Genomic DNA, 25,886 nt, shown 5'->3' on the forward strand with positions numbered 1-25,886 from the left:
ACACTTACAGTTGACGACAAGAATTATTAATGCATTTTCCACTACTCGATAAAGTGGAATTTAAAGAGGTTTTACAAATGGATTGCAAAATAAGATCGTGGCGCATAGAGGATGCCGAAGAACTGGCGGTGGCATTAAATAATAAAAACATTCAGGATAATCTAAGAGATGGACTGCACTATCCGTATACAGTCAAAGACGCACAAGAGTTTATTTCAGCCATGCTATCGGCAGATAAAGAAAAAACCTATGCTTTTGCAATAACGGTTGATGACAAAATGATTGGCAGTATAGGCGCTTTTCGTTGCAGCAACATTCATTCCAGAACCGCCGAGATGGGGTATTACATTGCCGAACCCTATTGGAGAAAAGGATTTGGAACAAACGCGGTAAAGCAGACCTGCAACTATATTTTTAAGCGAACCAATATTATTAGAATTTTTGCTGAACCTTTTGCCTATAACATTGCTTCCTGCCGTATTCTTGAAAAATCAGGATTTCAATGCGAAGGTGTATTGCATAGCAACGCGGTCAAGAACGGCAGAGTAATTGATATGAAAATGTATGCTTTGATCCGGGAAAGCTGATGTACAACTTCAATTTACCAAGCTCAGGACGAAAAGTCCTGAGCTTTTAATGCGCGTTGAAGATTGATTTGGCAAGGCTTCCGGTCTTGAAAAGGGTAAAGCATAGCAGCACCGTGTAGCCCATGCACGTCCAGATTGCTTTACTGACATCTGTATCCGCTGAAATGTTTTGCACCAGAACGGCGTAAATCGCCACGCAGACGATGATGAGAAAGCCCTGAAATCCGAGCGCGAACAGAGAGCGAAGATAGTTCTGGCCCATGCCGCCCGATTCCCGGTTGAGCATCGTTGCCATCGGAATCGGCGCGATGGAAGTTGCCAAATAGATCTCGATCATCCTGCCGTACACGATGATGAAAATGCAGATCGTGAGCGCCCACATGGTAAAGCCCACAAAAATGCTCTGGAACCACAGCCCGAACAGGGGTCCGAGGTCCATTGCCATGAGCCGCGTCTGAAGGTTCGCCGTGACGGAGCTGATGTCGATGGACGTGTCGGAGACGATGATTCCCGCCGCGCTGTTGACTACGCTCTGTGCTACGTCGAATATGCCCATGACGACGTTCCATGTATTGGTCACGATGAGAATGGCGCAGGCCGTTTTGAAAATCCAACGGAAGAAAACGGCGCTTTCGATGTCGTGAAAATTGTTCTTGTCGGTGATGATCTGAATCAGCTCCAGCGTCATGACGAACGCGAGAATCAGGCCCGCGATGGGCATCATGACGTTTTCGGACAGGGACCAGATCATGTTGTAAATGCCGGTGTTCCACGCCTGCGGCGTCGTTCCCACCTGAGAGGCGATCTGCCCGACCTGACTGTTTACGTTGTCGAACATGTCCGACAGGTTGTTCATGATGCCGCCGACGAGTATTTCTTTCAGCCATTCGGTAATCTGCTGCTTGATGAAATCCAAACGGCATCACCTCCTTTCCCGTGCCCCCGGAAATGGGGGCGCGGAGTGTTGTGTTTTGGTCGGCATCAGCCGAACAAGTTGGAGAGCAGCGGAACCAGCGTAATGCCGATCAGAGCTACGCCGCCGCCCGCCATGAGCTGTTTAATGCCTTGGCTTTTCGCTCCCGGATTGTCGTTGCCGTAACCTTCCAGAAGGTTGATCGCGCCCCAAATGGCAAGGCCCGCGCCGAGGGCGATTACAAGGGTCTGAAGAACGCCGATTGCGGAATGAAAGAAACTCATAATATTACCTCCGTTTTTTAAGTTGTATTATAAAAAAAGCCGCTATTCTGCGGCTTTCGGGTCCCCGGAGAGGTCAACGGAATACGTGTTGAACACATCGTCCGGTTTTGGCTTTAGTTTGGTGGACAGGAATTTTTCGATAGGAAAAGCGTTGCGGTGGTCATAGTCGGACAGGTACTTGTAGTTCGGATGCTTTGTGATGTCGTACTTGTCCGAAAGGAAGGGACGGACGCCGCGAAGCTGGAGAATGCACTTGCCGCCGTCGAGGACAGACAGCTCATCGAGCGAAGCTAAATCCTTCCCCAATTTTTGATAATTTAGGCTGTGGGATACTTCACGTCCACGGCTTTCACCGGTATTGTAGGTGTCGATTGTCTCCTTCCCAAGTGATTCGGTCAGTTCCTTCAAGGTCGTGCGTTCCTTGCCGCCGAGGAAAATGGCGCTGTCGCAGTTACCGATGATCGTGTCGGCGTTGTCTTTGTACAGGGCCTTGAGCTGGCTCTGCGCCTGTAAAACAAGGCAGGCCGAGATTTCACGGCTGCGGATGGTGGCAATCAGCTTTTCAAACTTGGGGATCTGTCCGATGTTGGCAAATTCGTCGAGCAGGCACCGGACGTGGACGGGCAAGCGCCCACCGTACACGTCGTCGGCCTTTTCGCACAGCAGATTGAAAAGCTGCATGTAGGCCATCGAAACTAAAAAATTAAAGGTGTCGTCCGTATCTGAAATGATGATGAACAGGGCGGTTTTGCGGTCGCCCAGCGTGTCCAGCTCCAGCTCGTCATAAGCCGTCAGGTCACGAAGCTCCTGAATGTCGAACGGGGCCATTCTTGCGCCGCAGGAAATAAGGATCGATTTTGCTGTCTTGCCCGCCGCCAACTTATATTTCTTATATTGCCGGACGGCGAAGTGATTTGGATTTTCTTTTTCCAGCGCCTCGAACATGAGATCCACGGGATTTTTGAATTCCTCATCATCTTCTCGGACCTCCGAAGCGTTGATGAACTCGATCAGCGTAGCGAAATTCTGTTCCTCGACCGGGGCCTCATAGTGAATGTAGCCGATAAGCGCCGTGTAAAAGAGGGTCTCTGCTTTTTCCCAGAAGTCATCTCCGGATTTGCCGTTTCCCTTGGTGTTGGCGATCAACGCCGTGACCAGCTTCAAAATGTCTTTTTCCGAATGAATGTACGCAAAGGGATTGTAACGCATCGACTTTTTGAAGTTGATGGTGTTGAGGATTTTGATGCGGTAGCCCCTGCGCCGCAGGAGATTTCCGCATTCCACGACGATGCTGCCCTTCGGATCGGTGACCACAAAGCTCGTCGGGTAGTCTTTGGAATCGCACTGCATCAGGTTCGGCTTGATGAAAAATCTCGTTTTACCGGAGCCGGAACCGCCGATGACCAGCACGTTTTTGTTCCGGGACGTTTTGGGGTCCTTCGGGCGGCTGTTCATGGTGAGCCGTTCCGTCTGCGTGAGAATGACGTTGTTTTCAAAAACAGGGTCGATGTACGGCCTGATATCCTCGGCCTTGCCCCAGCGGGCGGAACCGTATTCCACGTTCTTGCGAAACTTTTTGGCGTTCCGTCCCTTGATCCAGACCGCCAGCCGGAGGGCGGCGGCGAGCAGAATCCCCACGCCGAGGTCGGCCGGATGGAAGCTCGGCAGCGGATAGGAAAACGCGGCGGTGAGGCCGTCCGTCAGGTGCAGGAGCTTCCCGGAAGCGTCCGCGCCTGCGGCCAGCCGCCATGCCTGCCCGAACTTGGTGGCAAACAATGCGACGAACAGGTAGGGGAGATTCATCAGGAGCAGTTTTTTCGCTTTTGTGTTCATCGCGCCCGCTCCTGTTCCTTATGCCTCACGCGGTCAACGGTATTCGCCTTGACCAGGTCCTTGAACTGCCGGAGCCGCGAGAGGACAGAGGGCTTTTTCGCCCGGTTCACCGTTTTTGCCGTGAACTCGGTAAAAGCGGCGGTGAGCGCGTCCGCGTCCCGCGCCTTGAAAAAGACGAGATATTTCGGCGGCGGCACGCTGCGGTCCTTTTTGACGGCGTAATCCACGCCGTATTTCCGAGCCACGCGGTCAAAGGAGCGGATGTTGCTGTCGGTGATCTCGATGTTCGATACACCCGCGTTCTGCCCGACGAGCTGTTTCATCGTCTGCCTGCCGTGTGGAACCACGGGACCGGCGCGGGCCTTTACGTTTTTCTTCTCCTTCCGGTGGGCCAGATACTTGGCAATCGCCGCTTTGAGCACCCGGCCCGTGAGCTTCGCGCCGCTGATGATGAGCGTCACGGAACGGTTTTCAATTTCTTCCTGCAAACAAAACACCTCCTGTCATGGGACAGCCGCCCTCCGTCACCGTTCGTCGTGAGAGGGCGGCTTTTTCTTTGCCGGGGCCGGTTTTCGGTCATTTTTCTGTTCCTCGCTCTTTTTCACAAAAGGGGTGAGGACGGTTTCCTTGCTGTCCATGTACATTTCCTCGGTTTTCTGCTGCGCCTGCTGGAGCTTTGAAATGGCGTCGGTCACGTCGTTAAACAGCGAATGGTACATTTTCTGATAGTCCGGCACGTTATCTCCGCTCCTTTTCCGCGTCTTTTTCCCGGCCCTGTCCCTTGACGGTGAGGATGCCGTCCAGTGTGGTGGCCGTGATATGCAGCCGTTCTGCCGTGGCGATGTCGTTTTTCACAGTTTCATCCACGTTCCTGCCGCAGACCACCAGCACATGAGCGCGGCGCAGAAAGTTGCAGGCGATGTCCACACCGTCCTTATGCTCCTGCGGAATGGCGTCGTTGAGGAAAAGCGGCAGGAACAGGACCGGGCAGATGGGCGAAAAGCCCGCGTCGTAGACCTTACGGCAATACCGCGCCGCGTCCTCGGTGTTTTCGATTTCGTTTCCGCCCCACGGGGCGGTGATGTATGCGAGGGGTCGTTTCATGCAAAAATTACTCCTTTCCGATTTTTTGGGGCATGAAAACAGCCCGCGCGGGACGTTTACCGTCCGGGTGGGCCGTTTCCGTACATATCGTGATTAACCAGCGCCGAATAGTAGCTGCTGATGGTGGTGGGCGCCTGATACAGCGCGGTCAGAATGTAGCTGCGGATGTTGCGGACGTCGGTGGTGTTTTTGTCGAGACACTCAAGCACATATTCGATGTGGCTGTCGTCGAGCTTCAAAAGCCTGCTTTTCACCGTTTCGGCGGGCATGTTTTCACCGGCGATCCGAATTTCCTTTTTCCGGCTGCACACGGTATCGAGCAGGATGCCCACGATTTCATCCAGCCGCTCCGGGTCGCATCTCTGACGCAGGATGTCGTAGGAAATATTCTCCTTGATGATTTCGCGATAGGCGTCCATCGTATCCATCGAATCAGCCGGGGCGTCGGCTCCCGGCTTTCGGTCTGCCGGATTGGATTGATACGTATTTGCTCCATACGTATTTGATTTTTTAGGGATGTTAGTTCCCTTAGTATTTAATTGCGCGGGCTTTTCCGTATCCGGTTTTTCCATATCCGGGTTATCCAGATACGACTTTTCCGTATCTGGTGAATCCGTATCCGGGAAAGGCGTACCCGGCGATTTGCGCGGCTGCTCATAGATGGTGTATTCAGTGTCCGTGATGCGCCCGTCCTTGCCGCGAAGCTGTCGGCGTTCCATATAGCCTGCGTTTTCAAGCTCCTTGAGCGCCTTTCCGATGGCGTCCACTCCCTCGCGGCAGATGGATGCAAGGCCCCGCGTGGTGTAATCCCAATCGTCCGGAAGGGAGAGCATCACGGACAGCAGCCCTTTCGCTTTCAGGGACAAGGCTCTGTTTTTCAGGTGATGGTTGCTCATAACTGTATAATCCCGCGTCCGCTCCACACGAAAAACCGCCATTTTGTATCACTCCCTTCCATGTGACCGGCTTAATCGGTAATCGTAAAATTCAGCGTCAGCTCATGCGACACATTCGTTGCCTTTGCCCACGCCAAACCGAATTTAGCGGTAAGCGCCAGATTACCGGACGCTCCGTTCGCACCGAGCGTCCCCAACGGCACTTCCGACGCAAGATCGCCCGTGTAAACAGGAGTTCCCCGGTCAATCGCCGTCCAGCCCGGACCGGCTGCTTTGCTGATTTCCACGCCGAGCGCGATTCCGTTTCCGGTCTGTACCGTCGTCAGGCTGTTCCAGTCCGAATAAGCCGTTGGAGAGGCGTCACCGATGCCGGAGGTCGCTTTCAGCCCCGCGACGGAAACCCGGACGGGGAAGGTGGAATGGTTGATAATCGGAATATCCGGCGCGGTAAACGGTGTATTGCTGTTCGGGTCAATCGCGTAACTGACACTGACCGGATGTGTGATAGATACCAACTCATCCACGGAATAATGGGTAACGGATGAAATATTCCCGGCGTTATCTACGGCGGCAATATGGATGTAGAAGCTGCTGCCGGACGGGCGGGAAAAAGTGAAGCTGTCCGATGTGGTCGTAATGCTCCCGTCCGGGACGGTATCGGGGCTGTTGTCCACCACGATGGAATAGCCCTTCATCCCTGTTTTTAGGGATGTCGATATAACCGGAGAATCGTATTTCGCGCCGTCGTTCTGACCTGTAGCCTCCACATAATATTGATAGCCGGTCGCGTTGTCCTGCGAAGAATAGTTGACGGTATACTGCGTCCGGTCGGAGTTGTGCGTAACACTTGAAATATCCGGTTCATCCGGCGCATCTAAATCCTGCCCTTTGTGGTCGTTCCAGCTTGTGTCGGTCGTGATCTGCGCGAGATAAAACAGGGTATTGGCAAGTACCTTCTGTTCATCCGGCGTTGCGGCACAATTTGAGTGACCGGTTTGAATCATAGCCACATTGTTCCATGTGGTCAAATAGAAGTTATTTGTGCCTGAATGGCCGTTATAGGTGTTAATTTCAGGGGAACTGCTCCATGAATTTCTTGGGTAAGTCATCCAGATGTCGCCCATAGCAAACTGACCGTAGGAATGGCTCATTGGCGTATTTAGAATTGTCCCTACATCACCGATGGCCCAAGGATAGTTGGTTAGAAGCCCTTTTTTCTTGATTGTCACCTGATTATATCCGTAAGCGGGATATTGACTCAGACCTCCCAAAGCATACAGATGTGCATATTTCTCAGCCAATCGGCTGAAATTCGTGTGCATGAACTCCGGAGCACAGGAGGCGGTATCGTGGCCAATCAGCAGCCCACGCCCGGTATTTGCGTAAGCCTCAACTGCCGTTTCTGTAGATGCCGACAAATCCTCATTGGAATACCCATCCCATGCGCCAAAGAATACCACATCATATTTATAGGAACCGCTGGAATCCTTTAGATAGATGCTTGGATTTGCATTGAAATCGGTAAAAGAAACCGCGTCAACAAATATGAACCCTTTGCCGTAGCCGTGTGAATTGTCTGAATTGGCGGCTTCCATCCACATTTTGAGGGATGCGGATTTAAGAAGCGTATATGATTTTCCGTCAATGGCACTCATAAAAGAAACTGTGCCGGACGCGCCCCATGTGTCCGTTTGCTTATCCGGATATATATTGAGTACCTTCACATGCTCTTTTGACGGAATGCTCTGGAAAGTTGATTCATGCGCTGACTTGGAATAGAGCATGTAACTGTACGGCTGGCTTTTGTCGCTGTTTGTCCAGTTCAGTGCTACATAGTTCCCGGACGGGTTCGGCGTCGCGGTCAACGCCAGAACCGACGCGGCGGAGGCCGCGAACGCGGGTGAAGCGCCGGACAGCAGAATCCCGGCAGTAAGCAGCGGGACGAGCAAAAGCCGCCTGAATGATTGCCTCAAATAGAAGCCCCCTTTCGGCGTGGAAGGTTGGCCGGGAAAATCCCGGCCAATTCCCACGCTTCTGTTTTTATGCAAGCTGGAACTGGAAAACAAGCTGATGATTGGCCGTGTACGCTCCGTCGAATGCGAGGCCGTAGTCCGCCGTCAGGGACAGCGCGCCGGAAGTGCTCGGATTCAGCGTCCCGACCTGTAACGGCGAATCATTCACCGCCCAATGAGTGGAAGTGCTGTAGCCGCTGTTCCAGCCGGAATTGCCTTTTGCAGAAATGCCGAGCGCGATGTACTTTTTGGAATCCGCGAGATTAAGCGAGCGCCACGCTTTTGCGGACGGGTCAACATCAGTAAAGGTAAGCGTTCCGCCCGAAGCGGCTTTCAAAGATTCAACCGTGGCGATCACCGCAACTTTGGTGTTGTTGGTCACGGTGATGTCCGGGGCGGTAAAGGTTTCGGCGTCCGGGCTGATGGCGTAGGCCACGTTGATCGGGTGGGTGGCGGAGATGGTAAGCGGCGAAATGGAGCCGTTGATCGTCACGTTTCCCGTGACGCTGCCCGTACCGGTGTCGGTCTTGTCGGCGGCGAACGCCGGAACCGCAGCCGACACGCCGAGCACGGCAAAGGTGACGATGCCCGCGAGAATCTTTCTGAGTTTGCTTTTCATTGAGAAGCCTCCTTATGAACTTTTATATCAACCGGACTATCCGGCTGATTACGAAACGGAAAGACGGACTTTGTAGTCGGCCATTCCGAGGTAAGCCTTGGTATCCTTGTTGTAATACCGGATGGTCGCCGTCACACTGTGATTCCCGGATGAAACCTGACGGGACAGGGTAAGCCCGTCGATGTGCTGCCCCGGATAGATCGGTGCGGATTTCGCCACGGTTTCGCCGTTCAACACGATTTCACACTGCATAATGACGGTGTTGGAGGACGGGTTTTCAACTTCCCATGTGCCGGTACTGCCTTTTGCCCCGCTGGAAAAGGACGCCTGCGCGCTTACCTTGTCGGTGACGGTGACTTCTTGCTTTTGAAGCCGGGACAGGATTTCCTGCCTTGACGGGGTGCTGCTGCTCCCCGGCTCTGCGCTGCCGGTATCGTCCAGAGACGGAACGGACGACGAGGGGACGGAACTGGACGGCGGCGGGTTCGGGGATGAGTGCTGATTTCCGCAGCTCCGCAGTAAAAGCAGCAGTAGAATCAGCAACAGCAGCAGAATCGCAAGAATGTACGGCCACTTGCGTTTTCGCTTTTCATCCTCCTTTTTACCTTTGCTTTCATTGATTTTTTCAGTTGTCATGCGGTTTCCTCCATTCATTCAGACATGAAAAAAGGCGTCCCTTTCGGAACGCCTGAAACGACGGTTATTACCTTTCCTGATCCCGCTGCCGCTTTTTCTGCCATCCATCCAGCAGCCGGATAATGACCTGCTCCATCTGCTGCGGGGTATACGATTTTGGAAAATATTTCTGGAGCTTATCCGCTTTAATGGTCAGGTCGTTTTTCTCCGGTTTCTTTTCCTCGGACATGATCGCCAGCATACTGTCCTCGTTCAAGTGGCCCTCCGCGCTGAACTTTTTGAGCCGCTGGGCCTGCGAGAGCGAGGGGGTGGCCTGTTCGCTTTCGATGGTGTCCAGTAAAAGCGTCTGTTCCTCCGGCTTGAGGTATGAAAGTTCCACGGCGGGGGACATGGCGATTTTTTTATCGTCCACCATCTGCTGAAGCTGCGGCGTCAGCTCGTTCAGCCGGATGAAGCGCTGCACCTGTGTCCTACTTTCTCCGGCTTGATCGGCTACAATTTGAACGCTCTTTTTGCCATCTTCTAACTTGTACCCAACTTGGGTACAAGTTAGATCAGTTCTCTCGCCTTGCCGCTTTATGGCGTCCAGCTTCATTTTGTACGCCTTGGCCCGTTCGCTCGGCAGAATGTTTTCACGCTGGATGTTGCTGTCAACCATGATGATGGTCGCGGCGTCATCGTCCAGACCGCGGACAATGACCGGCATGGTGGGAAGCCCCGCCAACTCGCAGGCGTGTTTGCGCCGGTGGCCGGAAATCAGCTCATAACCGCCCTCCGCGCGGGGGCGTACAATAGCGGGAACCAACACGCCGTATTCCTTGATGCTCTCCACGGTTTCTTTCATGGAATCATCGTCCCGCACCTGAAACGGATGGTCGGGGAACGAATGCAGCTCCGAAAGCGGCATATCCGTGACCTTTTCCCGCTTGGCATCCTCACGGGTTTCCTCTGTGGAGAAAATATCATCGTAACTGTTCAGACTTATGTTTTTGGCGCTGCTTTTCAATCTTCAACACCTCCCTTGTAAGCTCCCGGTACGCCTCGGCAACCTTGCCCTTCGGGTCGTGGGCGAAAATACTCCTGCCCTCCGCGCTGATTTCGGCGGCGCGGACGGAATGGGGAATCTCCACGTCAAATACTTTCAGCTTTGAACCGTAGGTGTCCCGCAGCAGGGCGCTGATTTCTTTGGCATAGTTGGTACGGCTGTCCACCATCGTCAGCAGAATGCCGTCAATTTTGAGCTTCGGATTGATCTGCCGCCGCACCTTATTGATCGTTTGTAAAAGCTGTTCAAGGCCCTTTGCCGGAAGATACTGCGCCTGAACGGGAATAAGAACGCTGTCGGCTGCGGCCAGCGCATTGACGGTGAGCATCCCCAACGAGGGCATACAGTCCAGAAGCACATAGTCGTATTGGCGCTTCACGCCGTCCAGATACTGCTTCAGGATTTTTTCACGGCTCATGGCGTTGACAAGCGACACCTCCATACCGGAAAGTTCGATGTTGGCGGGCATAAGATCGACACCCTCATCGTGATGAAGAAGTCCTTCACCGGGGGCGATGGTTTCCTCATTCAGCACCTTACCCATTACCGTCGCCAGCGTCACGGGCAGTTGATCGGGCTGGGAATTCCCCAAACTGATGGACAGCGAACCCTGCGGATCGCTGTCCACCAGCAGCACCTTTTTTCCTTCCTGCGCCAGCCCGATGCCAAGATTGGCACAAGTGGTTGTCTTGCCGACGCCGCCCTTTTGGTTGGCAACGGCAATTACATTGGTCATGTGATTTTTCACCTCCCGCTGAAATAGAAAAAGGACGTTCCATAAGCAGGAACGTCCTAAAATGATATGCAATTCTTCATTCAGCCGGTTTTTTCAGGTTTGAGAGAGGGTTTGGCCGAGAGCCACTTCGCCGCAAACCCGCATGAATACTGAGTTTTTGCCTTTTCGTTTTCACCTTCCCGAATAACGCATGTTCAACGAATTTTTCGTCCGGGATACCAGCCGGAAAATCAAATCCGTTTTTAAGGCCAAGGGCATGACCGGCAAGCACCTAACCGGCACGGTCATTTACGGGTACTTATGGGCTGATGAAAAACGGGAACGCTGGATCGTTGACGAAGAAGCCGCCGCTGTGGTGCGCCGCATTTTCGCCATGACAATGGAAGGCCACGGCCCGTATCAGATCGCCCAGCAGTTGACCGCCGATAAGGTGGAAATACCCGCCGTTCATTTGGCGAGGCACGGTGAAGGCGTGAATAAAAACAAGACATTCAAGGATATTCACGGCTGGGGTTCCTCCACCATCGTGAATATTCTCAAAAAGCGGGAATATCTCGGTCACACAATCAATTTCAAAACCCGCAAGCACTTCAAGGATAAGAAAAGCCACTATGTCGATGAAAGCGAATGGACAATTTTCGAGAATACCCATGAGGCCATTATCGACCAAGAGACTTTCGACAACGTGCAGCGCATCCGGGGCAACGTGCGGCGCTACCCGGACGGCTGGGGCGAGGCGCATCCACTGACCGGTCTGATGTACTGTGCCGGCTGCGGCGGCAAAATGTATGTTCACCGTTCTAATAACGGCAAACGCATCCCACAGTATACCTGCTCCCAATATAGTAAAGTCCCTGTTGGGATGCTCTGCCCCACCCAGCACCGTATCAACGCCGATGTGGTGATGACCTTGATTGCCGATACGCTCCGCGCCATTGCGGCATATTCCAAGAATGACCGGGCCGAATTTATCCAAACGGTGAAAGACGCTCAGATTGCCCAGCAATCCGGCGACATCGCTCAGAAAAAGAAGCGACTGGCAGAGGCTAAAAAACGTTCCGAAGAACTGGAAAAGTTGCTGTGCCAAATTTATGAGGATAAAATTCTCGGCAAGCTGCCGGAGGCGCGCTTTGCCACTCTTGACGCGCGGTATGCCGACGAGCAGGACGAGCTTTCCGGCGAAATCGAAGAATTGGAGCAAGCTATTACCATCTACGAGCACAAACAGCAGTCCACAGAGAAATTTATCGCCCTCATCGACAAATACGAAAACTTCGATACCCTGACCAACACCATGCTCAATGAATTCGTGGAAAAAATCGTTGTCCATGAGCGTGACCATAAAGGCTGTCAGGACACCACGCAGGAAGTGGAAATTTATTTCAATTTTGTGGGTAAATATGTGCCGCCTCACTTTGGGGAAATCAGCCTGACCCCGGAGGAACAGGAAGCGATGCGCAAAAAGGAAGGACTTCGGGACAGGCTGCACCGGAACTATCTGCGGCGCAAGGCCAACGGAGCACAAAAACGATATGAGGATAAAGTTAAGGCGACAAAAAAGGTTGAGATCGAGGCCAAAAAAGCGGTCCTGCGTACTGAGGACATGGCAAAGGGTGTGTTTGTTCCCTTCGGTGTTTTACCGAAAGCAGAACCTCAAACATCCCTTCTACCAATCCGACCCGCTATTTGAAAAAGATATTTTGAAAAGGGGTATCACTATGAAAAAATTAACTTATTCCCGCAACGGAGATTACTGCATCCCTGACCTAACCTTTACGAAGCAGCCTGATAAGCCCATTGGCAAATATGGACGCATGAGGAAACAGTATTTGCATGACCACTGTCCCAGCCTGTACAGCAGCCTGATTCTGAGCGAGAAGTTGTATCCGCATTTATTGGAAATTGATGAGGCGGCAAACCGCAGGCTTGAAGTGATCATGCCTGAATTGATGAAATCAGCAGGTGTAACAGAGCAGTTGAAAGCCAGCAATCCCATGAAATGGGTTGGCCTGATGAATGCACTGAAAGAGCAGGCCGAGGAAATAATCTTGTCGGAATTAATCAATGTGTGACAAGCAGCGGGAACGTTTTATAAAAATGTTCCGTTAATTGTAAAAATCACCTCTGAATTCCATGCGCACATTACTTCACCAATAGATAGAAATTTGCTGATCCGACAATTTCAGACAATATTAAAATAATTTTATGATATTTTAAATCCTTTTTGGTGGTTCAGTTGTATATTTAGTGTAAGACGTTTTACGAAGGAAAGTCGGTGATTTCATATTGAAGATTTTATCTTGATAAAGAGAATTCAGGCAGGAGATACAGAAGCCTTTGATATAGTAGTCCGGAAATACTACCGTTCTATCTATCAGTTTTGCTACCGCCGATTGAACGGAGATTCAAATATTGCGTCAGACATTACACAAGACGTCTTTTTGAAATTATTGGAGAATATACAAGCAGTCCATATTTTGGGAAAGTTTCAAAATTACTTGCTTACGATTGCTGCCAATACCTGTAACAACTATTTTAAAAAGGTAAAACCCATATATACAGATTTAGAGGTATTGGAAATTGCTGATGTGACGAATGGTCCTTTAGAAAAAAGCATAAGGAAAGAGAATCAGATTGCGGTAAGGCGAGCAATCGATCTGTTGCCGGATTATCAAAAAGAGGTTATTATCCTGCGATTTTATTATGATTTAAAAATAAAAGAGATTGCTGATATTACAAAAGCAAGTATTCCAACTGTAAAGTCCCGACTTCAACAAGGAACGAAAAAACTGCAACGATATTTAGCAGACTTTAAGGGAGGCAATCATTATGAGTAAAGAGAAAAATGATTTGCAGGAGTGGTTATGTACTTATGATGTACCAGAGGTGTCTAAAGATAAAATAGAGGCTGCAATCTCTATGGGGAAAAGTTACATGGACAGTTCTGATTTTAATAAGGATGGTTTGAGAAATATTTTGTTAAGCCAGCTGCAATATCTTCCCCTTTCATTTTGGGCAATCCAGACTTCTCTGATTGCAGTGACGATAGGTCTGGTTTGCCTGCTGGGATATTTAGCGGTTCCTTTCTATTATCCTTTAACGGTTTTAGCGATTGTCATTCCTCTTATCGTTTTATTAGGAGTAACAGAAGTTTCGAAAAGCACTACTTATGACATGTGGGAAATTGAACAGTCAAGCAGATGTCAGTTAGTGAAAATAATAGCTTGTCGTATGCTGATTATTGGACTGTTTGACTTGTTTTTTATAACAGGCATTTTAGTATTGATAAGCTATTTTTACCAACATTCCGTAATGGGGGTAATCTTGTATGGAATGGTTCCCTTTAATATTTCCTGCTTTAGTTACCTATTCACAATAACCAAAGGGGGAACAGCAGAAACCTCTTATCACTTAATTGCCTGTATGGTTTGCCTTGCGATTGTATTCTCATTTATTTTAAGACAGCAGATTCTATTTGAAACTTCAATGATTGTAATGTGGGCAGTCTCCTATGTAGTTTCTGTCCTGCTATTAGGTAAAGCAGTCCAAAAATACTTAAAACACGAAAAAATGATCGGAGAATTTTCATGGAACTTACAATAAAAGACCTCTCAAAAGAATATGGCAGCAAGAAGGCTGTCAGAAATTTTAATGTAACGCTGACAAATGGCGTATACGGACTGTTGGGCGCAAACGGAGCCGGAAAAACAACTCTGATGCGTATGATATGCGATGTACAAACGGAAAGTAAGGGAGCAATTTTACTCAACGGAAAAAACATTCATGACTTAGGCGAGCAGTATCGCAATATTTTGGGCTATCTGCCGCAGCATTTTGGGTACTATCCGAACTTCACCGCATACAAATTTTTGATGTATATTGCAGCCATTAAAGGGCTTCCTCATAAAAAAGCTCATAAAAGGGCATTGGAATTGTTGGAAGAAGTGAACTTGCTGGAACAGAAAAATGAAAAGATTAAGAACTTTTCCGGTGGTATGAAACAGCGCTTGGGCATTGCTCAAGCACTTCTGAATGACCCCAAAGTCCTGATTCTGGATGAACCCACAGCAGGACTTGACCCCAAAGAACGTGTCCGATTTCGGAATTCAATCAGTACGTTGGCAGAAAATCGCATTGTCATCCTGTCCACGCATATTGTTTCAGACGTGGAATACATTGCGAAAGAAATACTGATTATGAAAAATGGTGAGCTTGTTCATCAGGGATCTCCGGAAGAAATTTTAAAGCCCATTGAAAATTTTGTTTGGGAATGTGAAGTTTCGCGGGAAGAAGCCTCCAAACTGGAAGCGGAACATATTACCGCCAACCTCAAGCACAGTAACGGTAAAGAGCGGCTTCGAATTATATCAAAGAAATGCCCTTGTAAAAATGCGTGGAATGTAGAGCCTACGCTGGAAGATTTATACCTGTACTATTTTGCGGAGGTGTCTGAACATGAGTGATATGGTAAAAGCAGAAAGACAGAAAATCTTGTCAAGAAAGACTACGAAAATTCTGTTTGTTGCAGGAATTCTTCTCATAATTGCCTATTTTTTCTTCTTTCAATTTTTTTACAATACAGTATTTTATAACTATGAAACCGGAAAGATGGATTCTGCAAACGGATTTGCTGCCATAGAACAACGAAAAGAGATTGCCGCTCTGTTTGATGGAAAATTGACAAAGGATACCTTGATGGAAATGCAGCAGAAATTGACGGATGCCAAAGCATCTACGGAAGGGCAGGATGAAAATTCCGCTTTTTCTGCTACCTATGTCTATCGTGATCAGACAGCGATATTAGAGCATATGGTAAATGCCGATGGGAGTATGAAATCACTCCATGAGGCATATCCAAACAGCCAGTCAGTCACTTTGGGGTATTGTGACGGATGGGATATGATGTTATCCGGAATGGGAGGTGTTTTGTCCCTTCTAATGTGTCTGATCGTTGTAATTGGGCTTTCCCCTGTTTTCGCGGAGGAATATGCCTGCCATACGGACAGCGTAATCTGTGCGGCACGCTACGGAAAGACAAAGCTGACAACGGCAAAAATTATTGCGTCCTTGGAAGCTGTAATCCGGATATATACTGTCTATCTTATCCTCTATATCCTTCTGTATGGCGGCTTTTATGGATTAGACGGTTGGAATGTGAGCATACAGTCTGTGCTGCATTATGCTTCCTCAACCTATGCAATTAATTTTTTGCAGATGTTTCTGACGACAGTTATGCTAAACATATTGGGAATTGTTGCTTTGACAGTTATCACATTGTTTTTATCCGCTAAAATGGGAAGCCCTGTTTTTGCGTTGATTGTATCATGTATTGTGTGCTTTTTGCCTGTACTCTTTGACTTTTCGGACAGTCTGCCTATACTCCAAAAAACACAGGAAATATGCCCGATTTTTATGTTGCACATCAATGGAGTCTTTGCAAAGATGCAAACGTATCTGGGTATTGTTCAGCCAACCGCGATGGGAATATTCAATTTAGGTCTGATCGCTATTTTCTATGCTTTAACTAAAAGCACGTTTAAGCAGCATCAAGTCACCGGATAACATGAACAGCAACGATAAAGACGACAGAGGAAAAATTCAAATAACTTATCAGAACAAATCCATAAATAGTAACTGAAAAGAAAGACTGTCCCGCCTAACAAAAAAAACATAAGTTTGGCGGGTCCGTTTTCATGTCTAAATAAATAATTCTTCCCTCCAGACTTGCAGGGGTTGGAGGGCTTTTTTATGCGTTGTGTTATGAATTCCAAGCGACCGCTGTTCATCAGCGGTCTGGCGTGATGAAGCGGACTGCTATCTACATACCGCATTAATCGGTAGTTCATTAAAAAAAGCCTATGCTGGCCTAAGGATAACTGTGTCCATCAGCAGGAACTAATTGATCATATTAAAGAGAAATTTATATTTTCTCTTCCTTTCAGAGCTCACTTGGATGCTGTCCAAGCGAGCTTTTTTGCGCCCATTTTTCCGCACTGTCGCTCGCCTCCCAATCCTTTCTGAAATTTCAAATCTTTCAGAAAGGTCAGAAGATCATGGAGGTATCTATCAAAATCAGCGGACAAGCTGTGTCCGTTAAAGTTACAGTTGAGGTCTGCAAATATCTTGACCAAGCCGAGCATAAGACCGAAAATCTTGCCCATGAACAGCGCCGTCATTGGGACAGGCGGGAATTCGATGAATACATAGTCGCGCGTGAGGGACGCTGCTATTCCGAAACGCCGGAACAGTGGCTCTGCCGAAAAGAAACTTTGCAGGAAATCATGTCAGTGTTGGAAAGCTGCACGGAGATTCAGCGACAGCGGTTTCTTCTCTTTGCGCTGCATGGACTAAGCTATTCAGCGATTGGAAGACTCTGCAATTGTTCCAAATCTGCCGTTCAGGACAGCATTGAAGCAGTACGTAAAAAATGCAGGAATTTTTTTGCGTACCCACCGTACGGAAAGGAATTTTCAGGCTAATCAAGTGAAGGGCATTTGCCCTATCACATGAGTAAACGGGACAGGCAGTTTAATCTGTCTGTCCCGTTCGCTGTCTGGAGGTTAGCCGTATGCCTACCATTAATCTGCGCAAGTATTACCCGTTTCTCAATGAAGATTGCTTTGTCGAGGTCAGCGACGAAATTTCCAAAGTCTTTCTCTTAGCTATTCGTCAGGAAAACAATTACCGGCAGAGAACATATCGACACAAAGCCTATTATTCTCTGGATCGCGGCGATGGTATCGAAAACAGTATTCTTCACACGGAGCCGTCACCTGAAGAAATCCTCATGCAAAAGGTTTCAATGGAACAGCTTTATGAAGCACTTGACCATCTGCCGCCCATTCAGGCACGGCGCGTGTACGCACATTACATTCTCGGTATGAAGAAAGTGGACATTGCCCGTGCCGAAGGCGTAAACAGCAGCGGCGTTTGCGATTCCGTAAGAAAAGGCGTGAGAAATCTCAGGCGCTATTTTGAAAAGAAAAAATGGATGGAGTGAAAAACAGTATGTCAACACAAAAGCAGGAGCCAGAATCCGTGAAGGATAAAATCCGCCAGCTCGAAAACCGGCAGAAAATTCTACTGAACCGGAAAGCCGACGCAGAGCGAAAAGCGCGGACGCACCGTCTCATAGAGCGCGGGGCCATTCTGGAAAGCGTCTTTCCTGAAATTATCCCCATGACAGGCGAACAGGTCAAAGCATTTTTGAATCGAATGCGCTGAATCCGCAGCTTACCCCATAACTATAATTATCCGAATGGCGCACTTATACACCCTGACGGGTGCCGTGCGCTCTGCGAGGCCGTTGCGCCCTTCGGGCGCGATGGAGAGCTGCGCCCTCCAAACCTCTTGTGTAACTTCATACCGCACCTCATTTTCTGCGGAAAATCTGACGCGGCGTGAGGTTTTGTTTATACTCGCCATCGAAAGGATTTTGTCTATGGCTATCTACCATTGCAGTATCAAGATTATTAAACGCAGTCAGGGCCGGAGCGCTGTTGCCGCCGCCGCTTACCGCAGCGGCCAAAAGCTCACAAACGAATGGGACGGAATCACGCACGATTATACGAAAAAACGCGGCGTGGTGCATTCCGAAATTCTTCTTCCAGCCCATGCCCCGTCGGAGTTTTCCGACCGCTCCGTCCTCTGGAACAGTGTGGAGAAAATCGAGAAAAGCCGCAATGCCCAGCTTACCCGTGAAATCGAGATTGCCCTGCCAGCAGAGCTTAACCGAAAAGCTCAAATTGCGCTTGTCCGCACCTATGTTCTGAACACGTTTGTAGCCTCCGGCATGTGCGCGGATTTTTCCATTCATGATAAGGGTGGCGGAAATCCTCACGCGCATATCATGCTCACCATCCAACCGCTGAAAGAAAACGGAGAATGGGGCGCGAAGTGCCGGAAGGAGTATGAACTCGACGGGTGTGGTCAGCGTATCCGGCTCCCCGGCGGCGAGTTCAAAAGCCACCGGGTCGATACAACAGACTGGAATGATCCGGGTAAAGCCGAGGTATGGCGGGCAGCGTGGGCCGACGCCTGCAACCGAGCGCTGGAGCAGATCGGCCGACCAGAGCGGATCGATCACCGCAGCTATACCCGGCAGGGCGTACAGAAAGTTCCAACCGTTCACATGGGCGTCGCCGCCACGCAGATGGAACGCCGGGGCATCCCCACCGAGAAGGGTGCAGTCAACCGGAAAATTGCCGCGCAGAACCGGCTTCTCAAAGAGATCAAGGCCCGCATCACTCGGCTTTACAACTGGACGAAACAACAGACAACTCAGCCGGAGCAAAAGCAAAGCATTTGGGAACAGCTTCAACAGGCGTAGGCCGCAACTAAACCGACAACTAGATACGGAAAGGTAAAGGCCCTCAAGGAGAGCGCCGCCCTGTTCAACTTTTTGCAGGAAAACGGCATTTCTTCCATGCAGGAGCTTTACACAAAAGTAACCGCCATGCAAACGCAGTATTACACGTCGCGCGGCAAGATTGCCGCTACTGCCCGCCAGATCGACGAATTGAACAAGCGGATTTCCATGTGGAATCAGTATTCCAAAAACAAGGTCTTCCATCAAAGCCTGACCAACTTGAAGCCGAGGGCGCGGGAGAAATTCCAGGACGCGTACAGCGTAGAACTTGCCTTGTATGACGCTGCCGTGCGGTATCTGGATAGTCTGAAAGCGTCCGGCGAAAAGATTACCCCGAAACATTGGCAGACCCAAGCGGAACAACTTGCCGCCCAAAACAGCACCCTGTATCAACAGATGAAAAGCCATGCGCACGAATATTCAGGCTGTGGAGAAAATCCGCAAGACCGCCGACGAGCTTGCCCGATCGGAGAAGTCCCGAGATCAGGGACAGGAATACGACCGATAGCATGAGGGGATGGCAGATCGTCGCCCCCTCTACCCCGATACCGGCTATTCTACACGGGCATTTCATTCGCCAAACAAATCACTATGTGAGCCGGTGCGGGCCAGCGTTAAAACCAAAACGCCATTCTCAATCCGATACACAAGCAGCCAGTCGCTTTGAATATGACATTCCCGGTAACCAACATAATTTCCGGTCAAAAGGTGGTCGCGGTTTTTCTCGGGTAAAGGCTGACATTTGGAAAGCTGACGGATGATATTGTCCAGCAAATCCATTTTCAGCCCGCGCTTCACCGCTAACTTGTAGTCCTTCTTGAACTGAGACGTCCAAACGATGTCCAATTTCATCTTTTCAATTCCCTCAACGCTTCCTCCACATCGCTGTAGCGTTTGGCGTTGGGGTCTTTGGCAAGCCTCTCCGCTTCCTGCATGGCGGCGAGGGTAACGGCGTTCGGCGTATTGAGCGTCACGTCGAACGGAAAACCGCCAGACCGAAGCGACTGCCGCAAAAACACGTTGATAGCCGTTGTGAGATTCATACCGAGTTCACTGTAAAGCGCTTCGCATTGTTTTTTAATATCGCTGTCCATGCGGACGCTGAAATTTGTTGTATTGGCCATAGTATAATCAGCTCCTTTGTAATCCACTGTACTCATATTATATGCTGATTGCATTGCAATATCAATCTAAAAGCCTAATAATTTTGAAAATCGAGGTGGCAAGCACATGGTTTCCCCGATATATCCCGAAATGATACCGAATCACGACGCTTTCCTTTCACCTACTCCACCCTTACCCGGATATTCCATCACGCACAGACAGGGCTTACAGGGCCGATTTGTCCCGGAAACGACACCGAAAAACTACAGAAAATCCGTCTATCCGTCCGCGACAGCGAAAGGAGTAATTTTTATGCCGAGAATGAGCAAAAAGCGCAAGCTGGAATGGCAGTTCTTCTTAACCCCCCGAAATCGTATGACATACAATCCACTTTGCCGGAAATGCGCCCACGGCTGTAAGCAGAGTTTCCGGGCCGTGGTATTGGGCTGCCCGTATTATCTGTCTAAACGGGCAAAAAGGAAAGTTCACGATACGCTGTAAGCCTTTTATCTTATGGATAGAGGGCTTTTAAACGAAAGGATAGTTATATGAGCGAAAAACAAGAAACTCACATCAGCACTGCAAACAGCACGGTTTCTATGCCAGAGCAAGAAGATGAATGCCCTGCGCTTGTGAAGAAAATCGGCAAAACCACCTACAGAGTGACGATCCACTTCAGCACTACCAGCCGGGAAACCATGAGCGACAAAATCAAGCGGATGCTCCATAATGAGATCGACTGGATGTGATATTCGATTTTCAATAAAAAGGCCCTTGATAATTTGTCATACTCATAGCGTGACATTGGGAAGCTATGGTGCTATTATTATAATATTAAATAAAAGAATAAGCCGATATTTGTTTGAATAGTTACTTTTTTCTGCTCCATAGATAACCTACAGGTGTGAGTAATCCAGCGGGGCAGATATTAACGAAATATCTATAGTGTATTTTCTACCATTAAGATATCAGGAGGTTAATGATATGCTATTTCTAGGTAGTATTATTGAAGAAATTACAACAAGTAGTGTAAAGCATATCGCTACTAACCTTTTTAGAAAATATAAATTAGCCAAGCTTACTAAAAGTTTGAATCAAATGCAACAAGATGCTTTAATAGCTAGATATCAAAACGAAAATGATCATTTGTTTAATTCGTTAGATTCATTCCTATGTAATATACATGCATTTAGAAGCATGTGTGAAAATTGCTATGATATGCAAAATAGCTTATTTAGCTCGCCCCAAGCTTACATAAACACTATTACGCAAGACTTCGTTGAACTCAATCCACAGTTTCAAGTTAATAAAGCGGATATAATATCTTTTCTCTCCAAATTATTTAATCAGCTATTTTCCATCTTGAACAATAGTAAATATAATTCTGATCGAAATATAATTGTAAATAATATTATAGCTTCAAAAAATGAAATACTAGAAAATCAAACGCAATCAAGCAAAAAAATCATTGCGGAAATACAGAATAGTTCGCAAAAGATTATTGATAGTTTTAAAAAAAGTTACTTCTATTCTAAAGCTGAATCAATTGATGATATCCCCCAAGCAAATAAAAGTAAATACTATGAAGAAATAAAAAATATTGAAGATAACTTGCAAAAGAATTATTTGTTTGAAAAATCTATTGAAGCATATGAGGAGTTGTCATTAAATATACTAAGTGACAACTACTCTAGTGGAACATTGCCGGAAAAGGAAGTTTTACAAAGCATCTATATTAACATTGCTTTGTGCTTTGCTAATTTGAGAAAATTTGAAAAAAGTGAAGGCTATATGCAAAAAGCCAAAAGCCTAGATGTAGATGAAAGTGCGAAGTTTCACTATATTGCTGCTTCAATTATTTTAATGCAAAGCGACATTTCAAAATTTCATATCGGACTTTCACATATACAAAAGGCAATTGAAATAGATTCAAATTATCAAAAAGCATATTTGAGTAAAGCTGTTTTTGAAGAAGCCTTAAAACTCACATCAACTACCCAGATTTTAAATGAATTAAGTGAAGGATTTAAGCAAATCTTACATGATGGAAATGATTTGGATTTAATCAATGAATATCATCAAACTTTGGGTATTATCTTTCTTCATAGTAGTCAGTATAAGTGCGCAATTGAACAATTTAAATTTGCTAACAAAATATCACTTGACATAACTAATCATATTAATATAGCTATATCATATTATAAATGGGCCCTTGTGGGAAATGATTTTTCAAGAAGACAAATAAAGCCTATAGTAGATTATCAGAAATTAAATACAAGTATAGAGTTATTTTTAAAAATTTTTGATAACTATAAAATAAATGAAAACCCAATATTAAATGACGTCATTCCCATTTATATTTCAGCGTGTGCATTCGGTCATAGATATGACTATATTATTTCTCTTGATAATAAACTTAATTTGTCAAATCTAGATTATGAAACACAGCGGAATATATATTTCAGTAAAATGATTATGGGCAAAAATTCAGATAATGCCGAAACAAAACTCGATAAGATAGATTCTGTATTTCACAATGTTAATATATTAATGGGGCAAAATAAATTTTCTGATGCCATCTTATTGCTCGAAAATTCATACAAATTTATACCAAGTGAGTATTTAGAAAGATATTATACTCAATTGTTGAATTGCTTTTTATTAAGCAAGCAAACTGATAAATATAGAATCAAACGAAATTACATTCTTAACAATAACATAAATTTATCATATTTAGCTCTATTTGATGGGCAATATTATGATTTAACCGGAGATTATGATAAAAGCAAAAAAATATTTGATAAAATATCCCGAAATACGCATGATGACATTGAAATAATTGACTCAATTGCTTTTTATAAAAGGCACGATAATATTGATGAATTAAAATTACTTTATTCGAGAATTAATAAAGAGATTAAAGAAAAATCCGTTCCTGTAAATAACATAAAGCAATTTTATTTTAATTTATTTAGGGATTTGGAAAATACCGATATACTTTATTGTATAAAAATATATGAAAATCTAGCGATTGATTTATTTAAAGGAGAAGAAAACTATTATTATCGTCAAGGCGCGGATTTGTATTCAAAAATCAATGATAGCTATAAGCTAATTAATGTTTTTAATGAATTAATAAAAATTGACAATGATAAGCACTTTAAATACTATTTAATTCAAGTTAATATGGATTGCTGCAACTTTAAACAAGCAAAAGAGCTTGCTTTGACTTTACTTAGAGATTCTACAAACACAAATTCAGATAAAACGAAATTATATTCAATATTAGGTGAGTTATTTTTATATGAAAATGATCTTGATAAAAGTTTTGAACTTATAAAAAAGGCTAAGGATTTAAATATTAAAGAGCCTTACAATCCTATTCATCAGCAATTTATGGCACATGCTGTTAGATGCAACCATATAGAGGCCTTATCTGAAAGTTTTGAGTACAAAAAAATTCATCCTAATGTAGTTAATTGGCTAACGGCTGTAAAGGCTATAGAAATCGATAATAGTGGTAAAGAAGTATTAACGCCAGATATTAAGAAGTTTCTCAGTGATAATCAAGAACGCTTTAAGCTGGTAATTGATTATTATAATGGGAACCAGTTATCGCTATATCAAATTATAGACGTCATGCCTACTACAATTTGTACATTTCTTAATTGGGCTGATATATATAAATTTCCTATAAAAATTAACTTTGGAAATGTAATTGATTTAAATAATGAACTCAATATTTTAAAAAACAACAACGAAGTTATAATTGATGCGCTAACGTTGATTTATTTAGCAAAGTATAATGCTCTTGATCTGCTCAAATTTGATAAAATACATATAACTACAAGTTCTGTAACATTAATAAGGTCAGAGTTTGTAAACAGAAATGAAAAATACCTAAGTGATTTATTGCAATTCTTATCAACTGATTTGCGTATAAGTTTTGAACCTTGCATATCTTCTTTAGAAAAATTCGATCTTCATTATCCTATATGCGTATATGATTCGATTGAATTTGCCAAGGTGTATAATTTACCATGCTTTTATAGTGATATGCTAATCAAACTCCACTTTCAAAAATATGAAGTAAAATTTGTTAATATAGTTGCGTTAGCTGATTATATTATAGCTCAAAATAGGAAAGCATCCATAAGCTTTAGATATAATATGCTACAGGCAAATTATCAATTTATTAATTTCCGCGCTGAAGACATTTATGATGTTGTAACATCATGTACAGAAAAGAGTAATCTGAATAATATTATAAAACCATTTTTATGTTTAAAAAGCCAATATGACGTTATAAGTTTTGCAAATGTGTACTCAAATTTTATAGGACTAATTAAAGATAATGCGCCAAGTCTCTTGAATGAATGTATTCAAATATTCCTAAAATATGTAGATAAAATATACCTTAAGAAGTCAAATTATGACTATTATTATACACGCTTTTCGAGCATTAATGATTTAGGCGTTAGCACAAGGCTGCTGTTGTTTGTAAAATTTTTTCTTGGTAGACTTTCTAAATTACTAGGAAAAGACGAATTAAAAAAATATATAGCTGAATCAAATCTTAAATATATTCCTGAACAAATAATTGAAGAAATTGTATAGGGCAATATTATAAATAATGGTTGGATTAGGCTTAACTGGTTATCCGTAAACCGTTATTATTGCATTCCTTTATCTGCCAAATCATGGAACCGGAAGAACAATTAAATATAAAGGCTCTGTAACGGAAATATTTTACCGTTGCAGGGCTTTTTTTGATGAAAAAGTCGTAAGCGTCAAAAGAGACGGCGTATAGCAAAAAGCTAAAAAAAGTGAGAAAATGCTTCCAATCACCGGAAGACTTCCAAAGAGTCTATGGGATAAGATTGGAGCAGTTGATACAATGGAGAAAGATTTGCAGTTACTTGGCAAAAACCAACGCACGGAGGAATGGGTGCAGCGCGTATCCGAATGCCGCAGCAGCGGATTAACGGTGCAGAACTGGTGTGAACAGCACGAAATCAACGACAAGACGTATTACTATTGGCAACGCCGAGTTTGGGAATCTATGAGTGAGTCGCGGAACAGCCGGTTTGTGCAAATTCCGGCTGAGACCGCAACCGCCGGCCAAAACATGGCAGTCCGGATTCGGATCAACGGAGCCGAGGCAGAGATTTGCGCTGGAACCGATGCCGCAACCATTGAGGCGGTTTGCCGAGCGTTTCGGGAATGCTGAACGATTTTAGCATGGATTGCCCGATGTACATCGCCTGCGGATATACAGATCTTCGGCGCGGGATCGATGGGCTGGCCGGCATCATTCAGGAACAGTTCCGCCTTGACCCGTTTAACGATACGTTGTTTCTGTTCTGCGGAAAGCGCAGCGACCGAATCAAGGCACTGTACTGGGAAGGAGACGGATTTGTCCTGCTGTATAAACGGCTGGAAAGCGGCAGTTTCCAGTGGCCAAGGACTCCGGAGGAAGCCCGGCTGATTACGCAGCAACAATATCGTTGGCTGATGGAAGGTCTAAGCATTGAGCAGCCCAAAGCACACAGCAAAATCGCGGGCCTTAATATCGTATGAAAGCGGTTTGCAAATTAGCTGGAAATCCGCATGAATACTGGACTTTCCTTTAACGATTTCAGTTCTTCATATTCTACGCGGGAAATGGTTACGGTTTCGGCCTTGGTTCCCGTCGATTTTCGTTCTTCATTCATAGGCTTATTCTACCATAAAATCCGGCAAAAATCGA

General features: G+C 46.2%; 30 protein-coding genes and 1 pseudogene. 17 read left to right on the forward strand and 14 right to left on the reverse strand.

What is annotated here, in order from left to right:
- Window positions 1-77 precede the first annotated feature (77 nt).
- Window positions 78-587 (forward strand): GNAT family N-acetyltransferase, encoded by a 510-nt coding sequence (locus HCR03_RS16480; protein ID WP_187035457.1) that lies wholly within the window; start codon window positions 78-80, stop codon window positions 585-587.
- A 46-nt stretch (window positions 588-633) separates the two neighbouring features.
- Here the strand turns inward: HCR03_RS16480 and HCR03_RS16485 are convergent, their stop codons facing one another.
- The 12 genes from HCR03_RS16485 to HCR03_RS16540 form a co-directional block, all read right to left on the reverse strand.
- Window positions 634-1,443, reverse strand: a complete 810-nt coding sequence (locus tag HCR03_RS16485) for a VirB6/TrbL-like conjugal transfer protein, CD1112 family (RefSeq protein ID WP_407926878.1) — start codon at window positions 1,441-1,443, stop codon at window positions 634-636.
- Between the two features lie 125 nt (window positions 1,444-1,568).
- Window positions 1,569-1,784, reverse strand: a complete 216-nt coding sequence (locus HCR03_RS16490; RefSeq protein ID WP_013485766.1) for a Maff2 family mobile element protein — start codon at window positions 1,782-1,784, stop codon at window positions 1,569-1,571.
- Window positions 1,785-1,826: 42 nt separating this feature from the next.
- On the reverse strand, window positions 1,827-3,617 hold the full coding sequence (locus tag HCR03_RS16495; protein ID WP_187035461.1) for a VirD4-like conjugal transfer protein, CD1115 family: 1,791 nt from the start codon (window positions 3,615-3,617) through the stop codon (window positions 1,827-1,829).
- Window positions 3,614-4,105, reverse strand: a complete 492-nt coding sequence (locus HCR03_RS16500; protein WP_187035463.1) for a PcfB family protein — start codon at window positions 4,103-4,105, stop codon at window positions 3,614-3,616. The genes HCR03_RS16495 and HCR03_RS16500 overlap by 4 nt, the downstream gene beginning before the upstream one ends.
- A gap of 36 nt (window positions 4,106-4,141) precedes the next feature.
- Complete coding sequence (locus HCR03_RS16505; RefSeq protein WP_187035465.1) at window positions 4,142-4,354, reverse strand: hypothetical protein; 213 nt, start codon at window positions 4,352-4,354, stop codon at window positions 4,142-4,144.
- A gap of 1 nt (window position 4,355) precedes the next feature.
- Window positions 4,356-4,721, reverse strand: coding sequence for a DUF7768 domain-containing protein (locus HCR03_RS16510; RefSeq protein WP_187035467.1), 366 nt, complete (start codon window positions 4,719-4,721; stop codon window positions 4,356-4,358).
- Window positions 4,722-4,777: 56 nt separating this feature from the next.
- A complete protein-coding gene (locus HCR03_RS16515) occupies window positions 4,778-5,659 on the reverse strand; it encodes a DUF6017 domain-containing protein (protein ID WP_187035469.1) in 882 nt (293 codons plus the stop codon).
- Between the two features lie 29 nt (window positions 5,660-5,688).
- A complete protein-coding gene (locus tag HCR03_RS16520; protein WP_187035471.1) occupies window positions 5,689-7,590 on the reverse strand; it encodes a DUF5057 domain-containing protein in 1,902 nt (633 codons plus the stop codon).
- A 67-nt stretch (window positions 7,591-7,657) separates the two neighbouring features.
- Window positions 7,658-8,248, reverse strand: coding sequence for a hypothetical protein (locus tag HCR03_RS16525; RefSeq protein WP_187035473.1), 591 nt, complete (start codon window positions 8,246-8,248; stop codon window positions 7,658-7,660).
- A 48-nt stretch (window positions 8,249-8,296) separates the two neighbouring features.
- The gene (locus HCR03_RS16530; protein ID WP_187035475.1) at window positions 8,297-8,884 is read right to left on the reverse strand and encodes a hypothetical protein; all 588 of its coding nucleotides are present in this window, start codon (window positions 8,882-8,884) and stop codon (window positions 8,297-8,299) included.
- Between the two features lie 67 nt (window positions 8,885-8,951).
- Window positions 8,952-9,890, reverse strand: coding sequence for a ParB/RepB/Spo0J family partition protein (locus tag HCR03_RS16535; protein WP_187035477.1), 939 nt, complete (start codon window positions 9,888-9,890; stop codon window positions 8,952-8,954).
- Window positions 9,847-10,665 carry a ParA family protein gene (locus HCR03_RS16540; protein WP_187035479.1) on the reverse strand — a complete coding sequence of 273 codons (819 nt, stop codon included), beginning with the start codon at window positions 10,663-10,665 and terminating at the stop codon, window positions 9,847-9,849. Before HCR03_RS16540 ends, HCR03_RS16535 begins: the two co-directional genes overlap by 44 nt.
- Before the next feature lie 190 nt (window positions 10,666-10,855).
- Between HCR03_RS16540 and HCR03_RS16545 the strand changes: the two are divergent.
- The 11 genes and pseudogenes from HCR03_RS16545 to HCR03_RS20670 form a co-directional block, all read left to right on the forward strand.
- Window positions 10,856-12,355, forward strand: a pseudogene (locus tag HCR03_RS16545) (recombinase family protein); the annotation flags it as partial.
- 28 nt (window positions 12,356-12,383) lie between these two features.
- The gene (locus HCR03_RS16550) at window positions 12,384-12,737 is read left to right on the forward strand and encodes a TnpV protein (protein ID WP_187035482.1); all 354 of its coding nucleotides are present in this window, start codon (window positions 12,384-12,386) and stop codon (window positions 12,735-12,737) included.
- Between the two features lie 228 nt (window positions 12,738-12,965).
- The gene (locus HCR03_RS16555) at window positions 12,966-13,502 is read left to right on the forward strand and encodes an RNA polymerase sigma factor (RefSeq protein WP_187035484.1); all 537 of its coding nucleotides are present in this window, start codon (window positions 12,966-12,968) and stop codon (window positions 13,500-13,502) included.
- On the forward strand, window positions 13,495-14,268 hold the full coding sequence (locus HCR03_RS16560) for a hypothetical protein (RefSeq protein WP_187035486.1): 774 nt from the start codon (window positions 13,495-13,497) through the stop codon (window positions 14,266-14,268). Before HCR03_RS16555 ends, HCR03_RS16560 begins: the two co-directional genes overlap by 8 nt.
- Window positions 14,253-15,128, forward strand: coding sequence for an ABC transporter ATP-binding protein (locus HCR03_RS16565; protein WP_187035489.1), 876 nt, complete (start codon window positions 14,253-14,255; stop codon window positions 15,126-15,128). The genes HCR03_RS16560 and HCR03_RS16565 overlap by 16 nt, the downstream gene beginning before the upstream one ends.
- Window positions 15,121-16,227 carry a hypothetical protein gene (locus tag HCR03_RS16570; RefSeq protein ID WP_187035491.1) on the forward strand — a complete coding sequence of 369 codons (1,107 nt, stop codon included), beginning with the start codon at window positions 15,121-15,123 and terminating at the stop codon, window positions 16,225-16,227. Before HCR03_RS16565 ends, HCR03_RS16570 begins: the two co-directional genes overlap by 8 nt.
- A gap of 491 nt (window positions 16,228-16,718) precedes the next feature.
- The gene (locus tag HCR03_RS16575; protein WP_187035493.1) at window positions 16,719-17,144 is read left to right on the forward strand and encodes an RNA polymerase sigma factor; all 426 of its coding nucleotides are present in this window, start codon (window positions 16,719-16,721) and stop codon (window positions 17,142-17,144) included.
- Between the two features lie 89 nt (window positions 17,145-17,233).
- On the forward strand, window positions 17,234-17,665 hold the full coding sequence (locus HCR03_RS16580) for an RNA polymerase sigma factor (protein WP_187035495.1): 432 nt from the start codon (window positions 17,234-17,236) through the stop codon (window positions 17,663-17,665).
- 38 nt (window positions 17,666-17,703) lie between these two features.
- Entirely contained in the window at window positions 17,704-17,889 is a 186-nt protein-coding gene (locus HCR03_RS16585; RefSeq protein ID WP_407926815.1) for a DUF3847 domain-containing protein, read from the forward strand.
- Between the two features lie 217 nt (window positions 17,890-18,106).
- On the forward strand, window positions 18,107-18,994 hold the full coding sequence (mobQ, locus tag HCR03_RS20665) for a MobQ family relaxase (RefSeq protein WP_407926816.1): 888 nt from the start codon (window positions 18,107-18,109) through the stop codon (window positions 18,992-18,994).
- Window positions 18,995-19,090: 96 nt separating this feature from the next.
- Window positions 19,091-19,546 (forward strand): hypothetical protein, encoded by a 456-nt coding sequence (locus HCR03_RS20670; RefSeq protein WP_407926817.1) that lies wholly within the window; start codon window positions 19,091-19,093, stop codon window positions 19,544-19,546.
- Between the two features lie 57 nt (window positions 19,547-19,603).
- Here the strand turns inward: HCR03_RS20670 and HCR03_RS16595 are convergent, their stop codons facing one another.
- Both HCR03_RS16595 and HCR03_RS16600 read right to left on the reverse strand, forming a co-directional pair.
- Entirely contained in the window at window positions 19,604-19,885 is a 282-nt protein-coding gene (locus HCR03_RS16595) for a type II toxin-antitoxin system YafQ family toxin (protein ID WP_187035499.1), read from the reverse strand.
- Window positions 19,882-20,157 carry a type II toxin-antitoxin system RelB/DinJ family antitoxin gene (locus tag HCR03_RS16600; RefSeq protein ID WP_187035502.1) on the reverse strand — a complete coding sequence of 92 codons (276 nt, stop codon included), beginning with the start codon at window positions 20,155-20,157 and terminating at the stop codon, window positions 19,882-19,884. The genes HCR03_RS16595 and HCR03_RS16600 overlap by 4 nt, the downstream gene beginning before the upstream one ends.
- 292 nt (window positions 20,158-20,449) lie before the next feature.
- Here HCR03_RS16600 and HCR03_RS19895 point away from each other — a divergent pair, with 292 nt between their 5' ends.
- From HCR03_RS19895 to tnpB, 5 genes are all read left to right on the forward strand, one after another.
- Entirely contained in the window at window positions 20,450-20,638 is a 189-nt protein-coding gene (locus tag HCR03_RS19895; RefSeq protein ID WP_228725214.1) for a hypothetical protein, read from the forward strand.
- A gap of 98 nt (window positions 20,639-20,736) precedes the next feature.
- Window positions 20,737-20,886, forward strand: a complete 150-nt coding sequence (locus HCR03_RS16605) for a transposon-encoded TnpW family protein (protein WP_407926879.1) — start codon at window positions 20,737-20,739, stop codon at window positions 20,884-20,886.
- A 235-nt stretch (window positions 20,887-21,121) separates the two neighbouring features.
- Window positions 21,122-24,754 carry a tetratricopeptide repeat protein gene (locus tag HCR03_RS16610; protein WP_187035507.1) on the forward strand — a complete coding sequence of 1,211 codons (3,633 nt, stop codon included), beginning with the start codon at window positions 21,122-21,124 and terminating at the stop codon, window positions 24,752-24,754.
- Between the two features lie 280 nt (window positions 24,755-25,034).
- Window positions 25,035-25,367, forward strand: a complete 333-nt coding sequence (gene tnpA, locus HCR03_RS16615) for an IS66 family insertion sequence element accessory protein TnpA (RefSeq protein ID WP_187035509.1) — start codon at window positions 25,035-25,037, stop codon at window positions 25,365-25,367.
- The gene (gene tnpB / locus HCR03_RS16620; protein ID WP_187035511.1) at window positions 25,361-25,717 is read left to right on the forward strand and encodes an IS66 family insertion sequence element accessory protein TnpB; all 357 of its coding nucleotides are present in this window, start codon (window positions 25,361-25,363) and stop codon (window positions 25,715-25,717) included. Before tnpA ends, tnpB begins: the two co-directional genes overlap by 7 nt.
- The last annotated feature ends 169 nt before the right edge of the window (window positions 25,718-25,886 follow it).

Source organism: Caproicibacter fermentans (assembly GCF_014303955.1).
Classification (GTDB): Bacteria; Bacillota; Clostridia; order Oscillospirales; family Acutalibacteraceae; genus Caproicibacter; species Caproicibacter fermentans.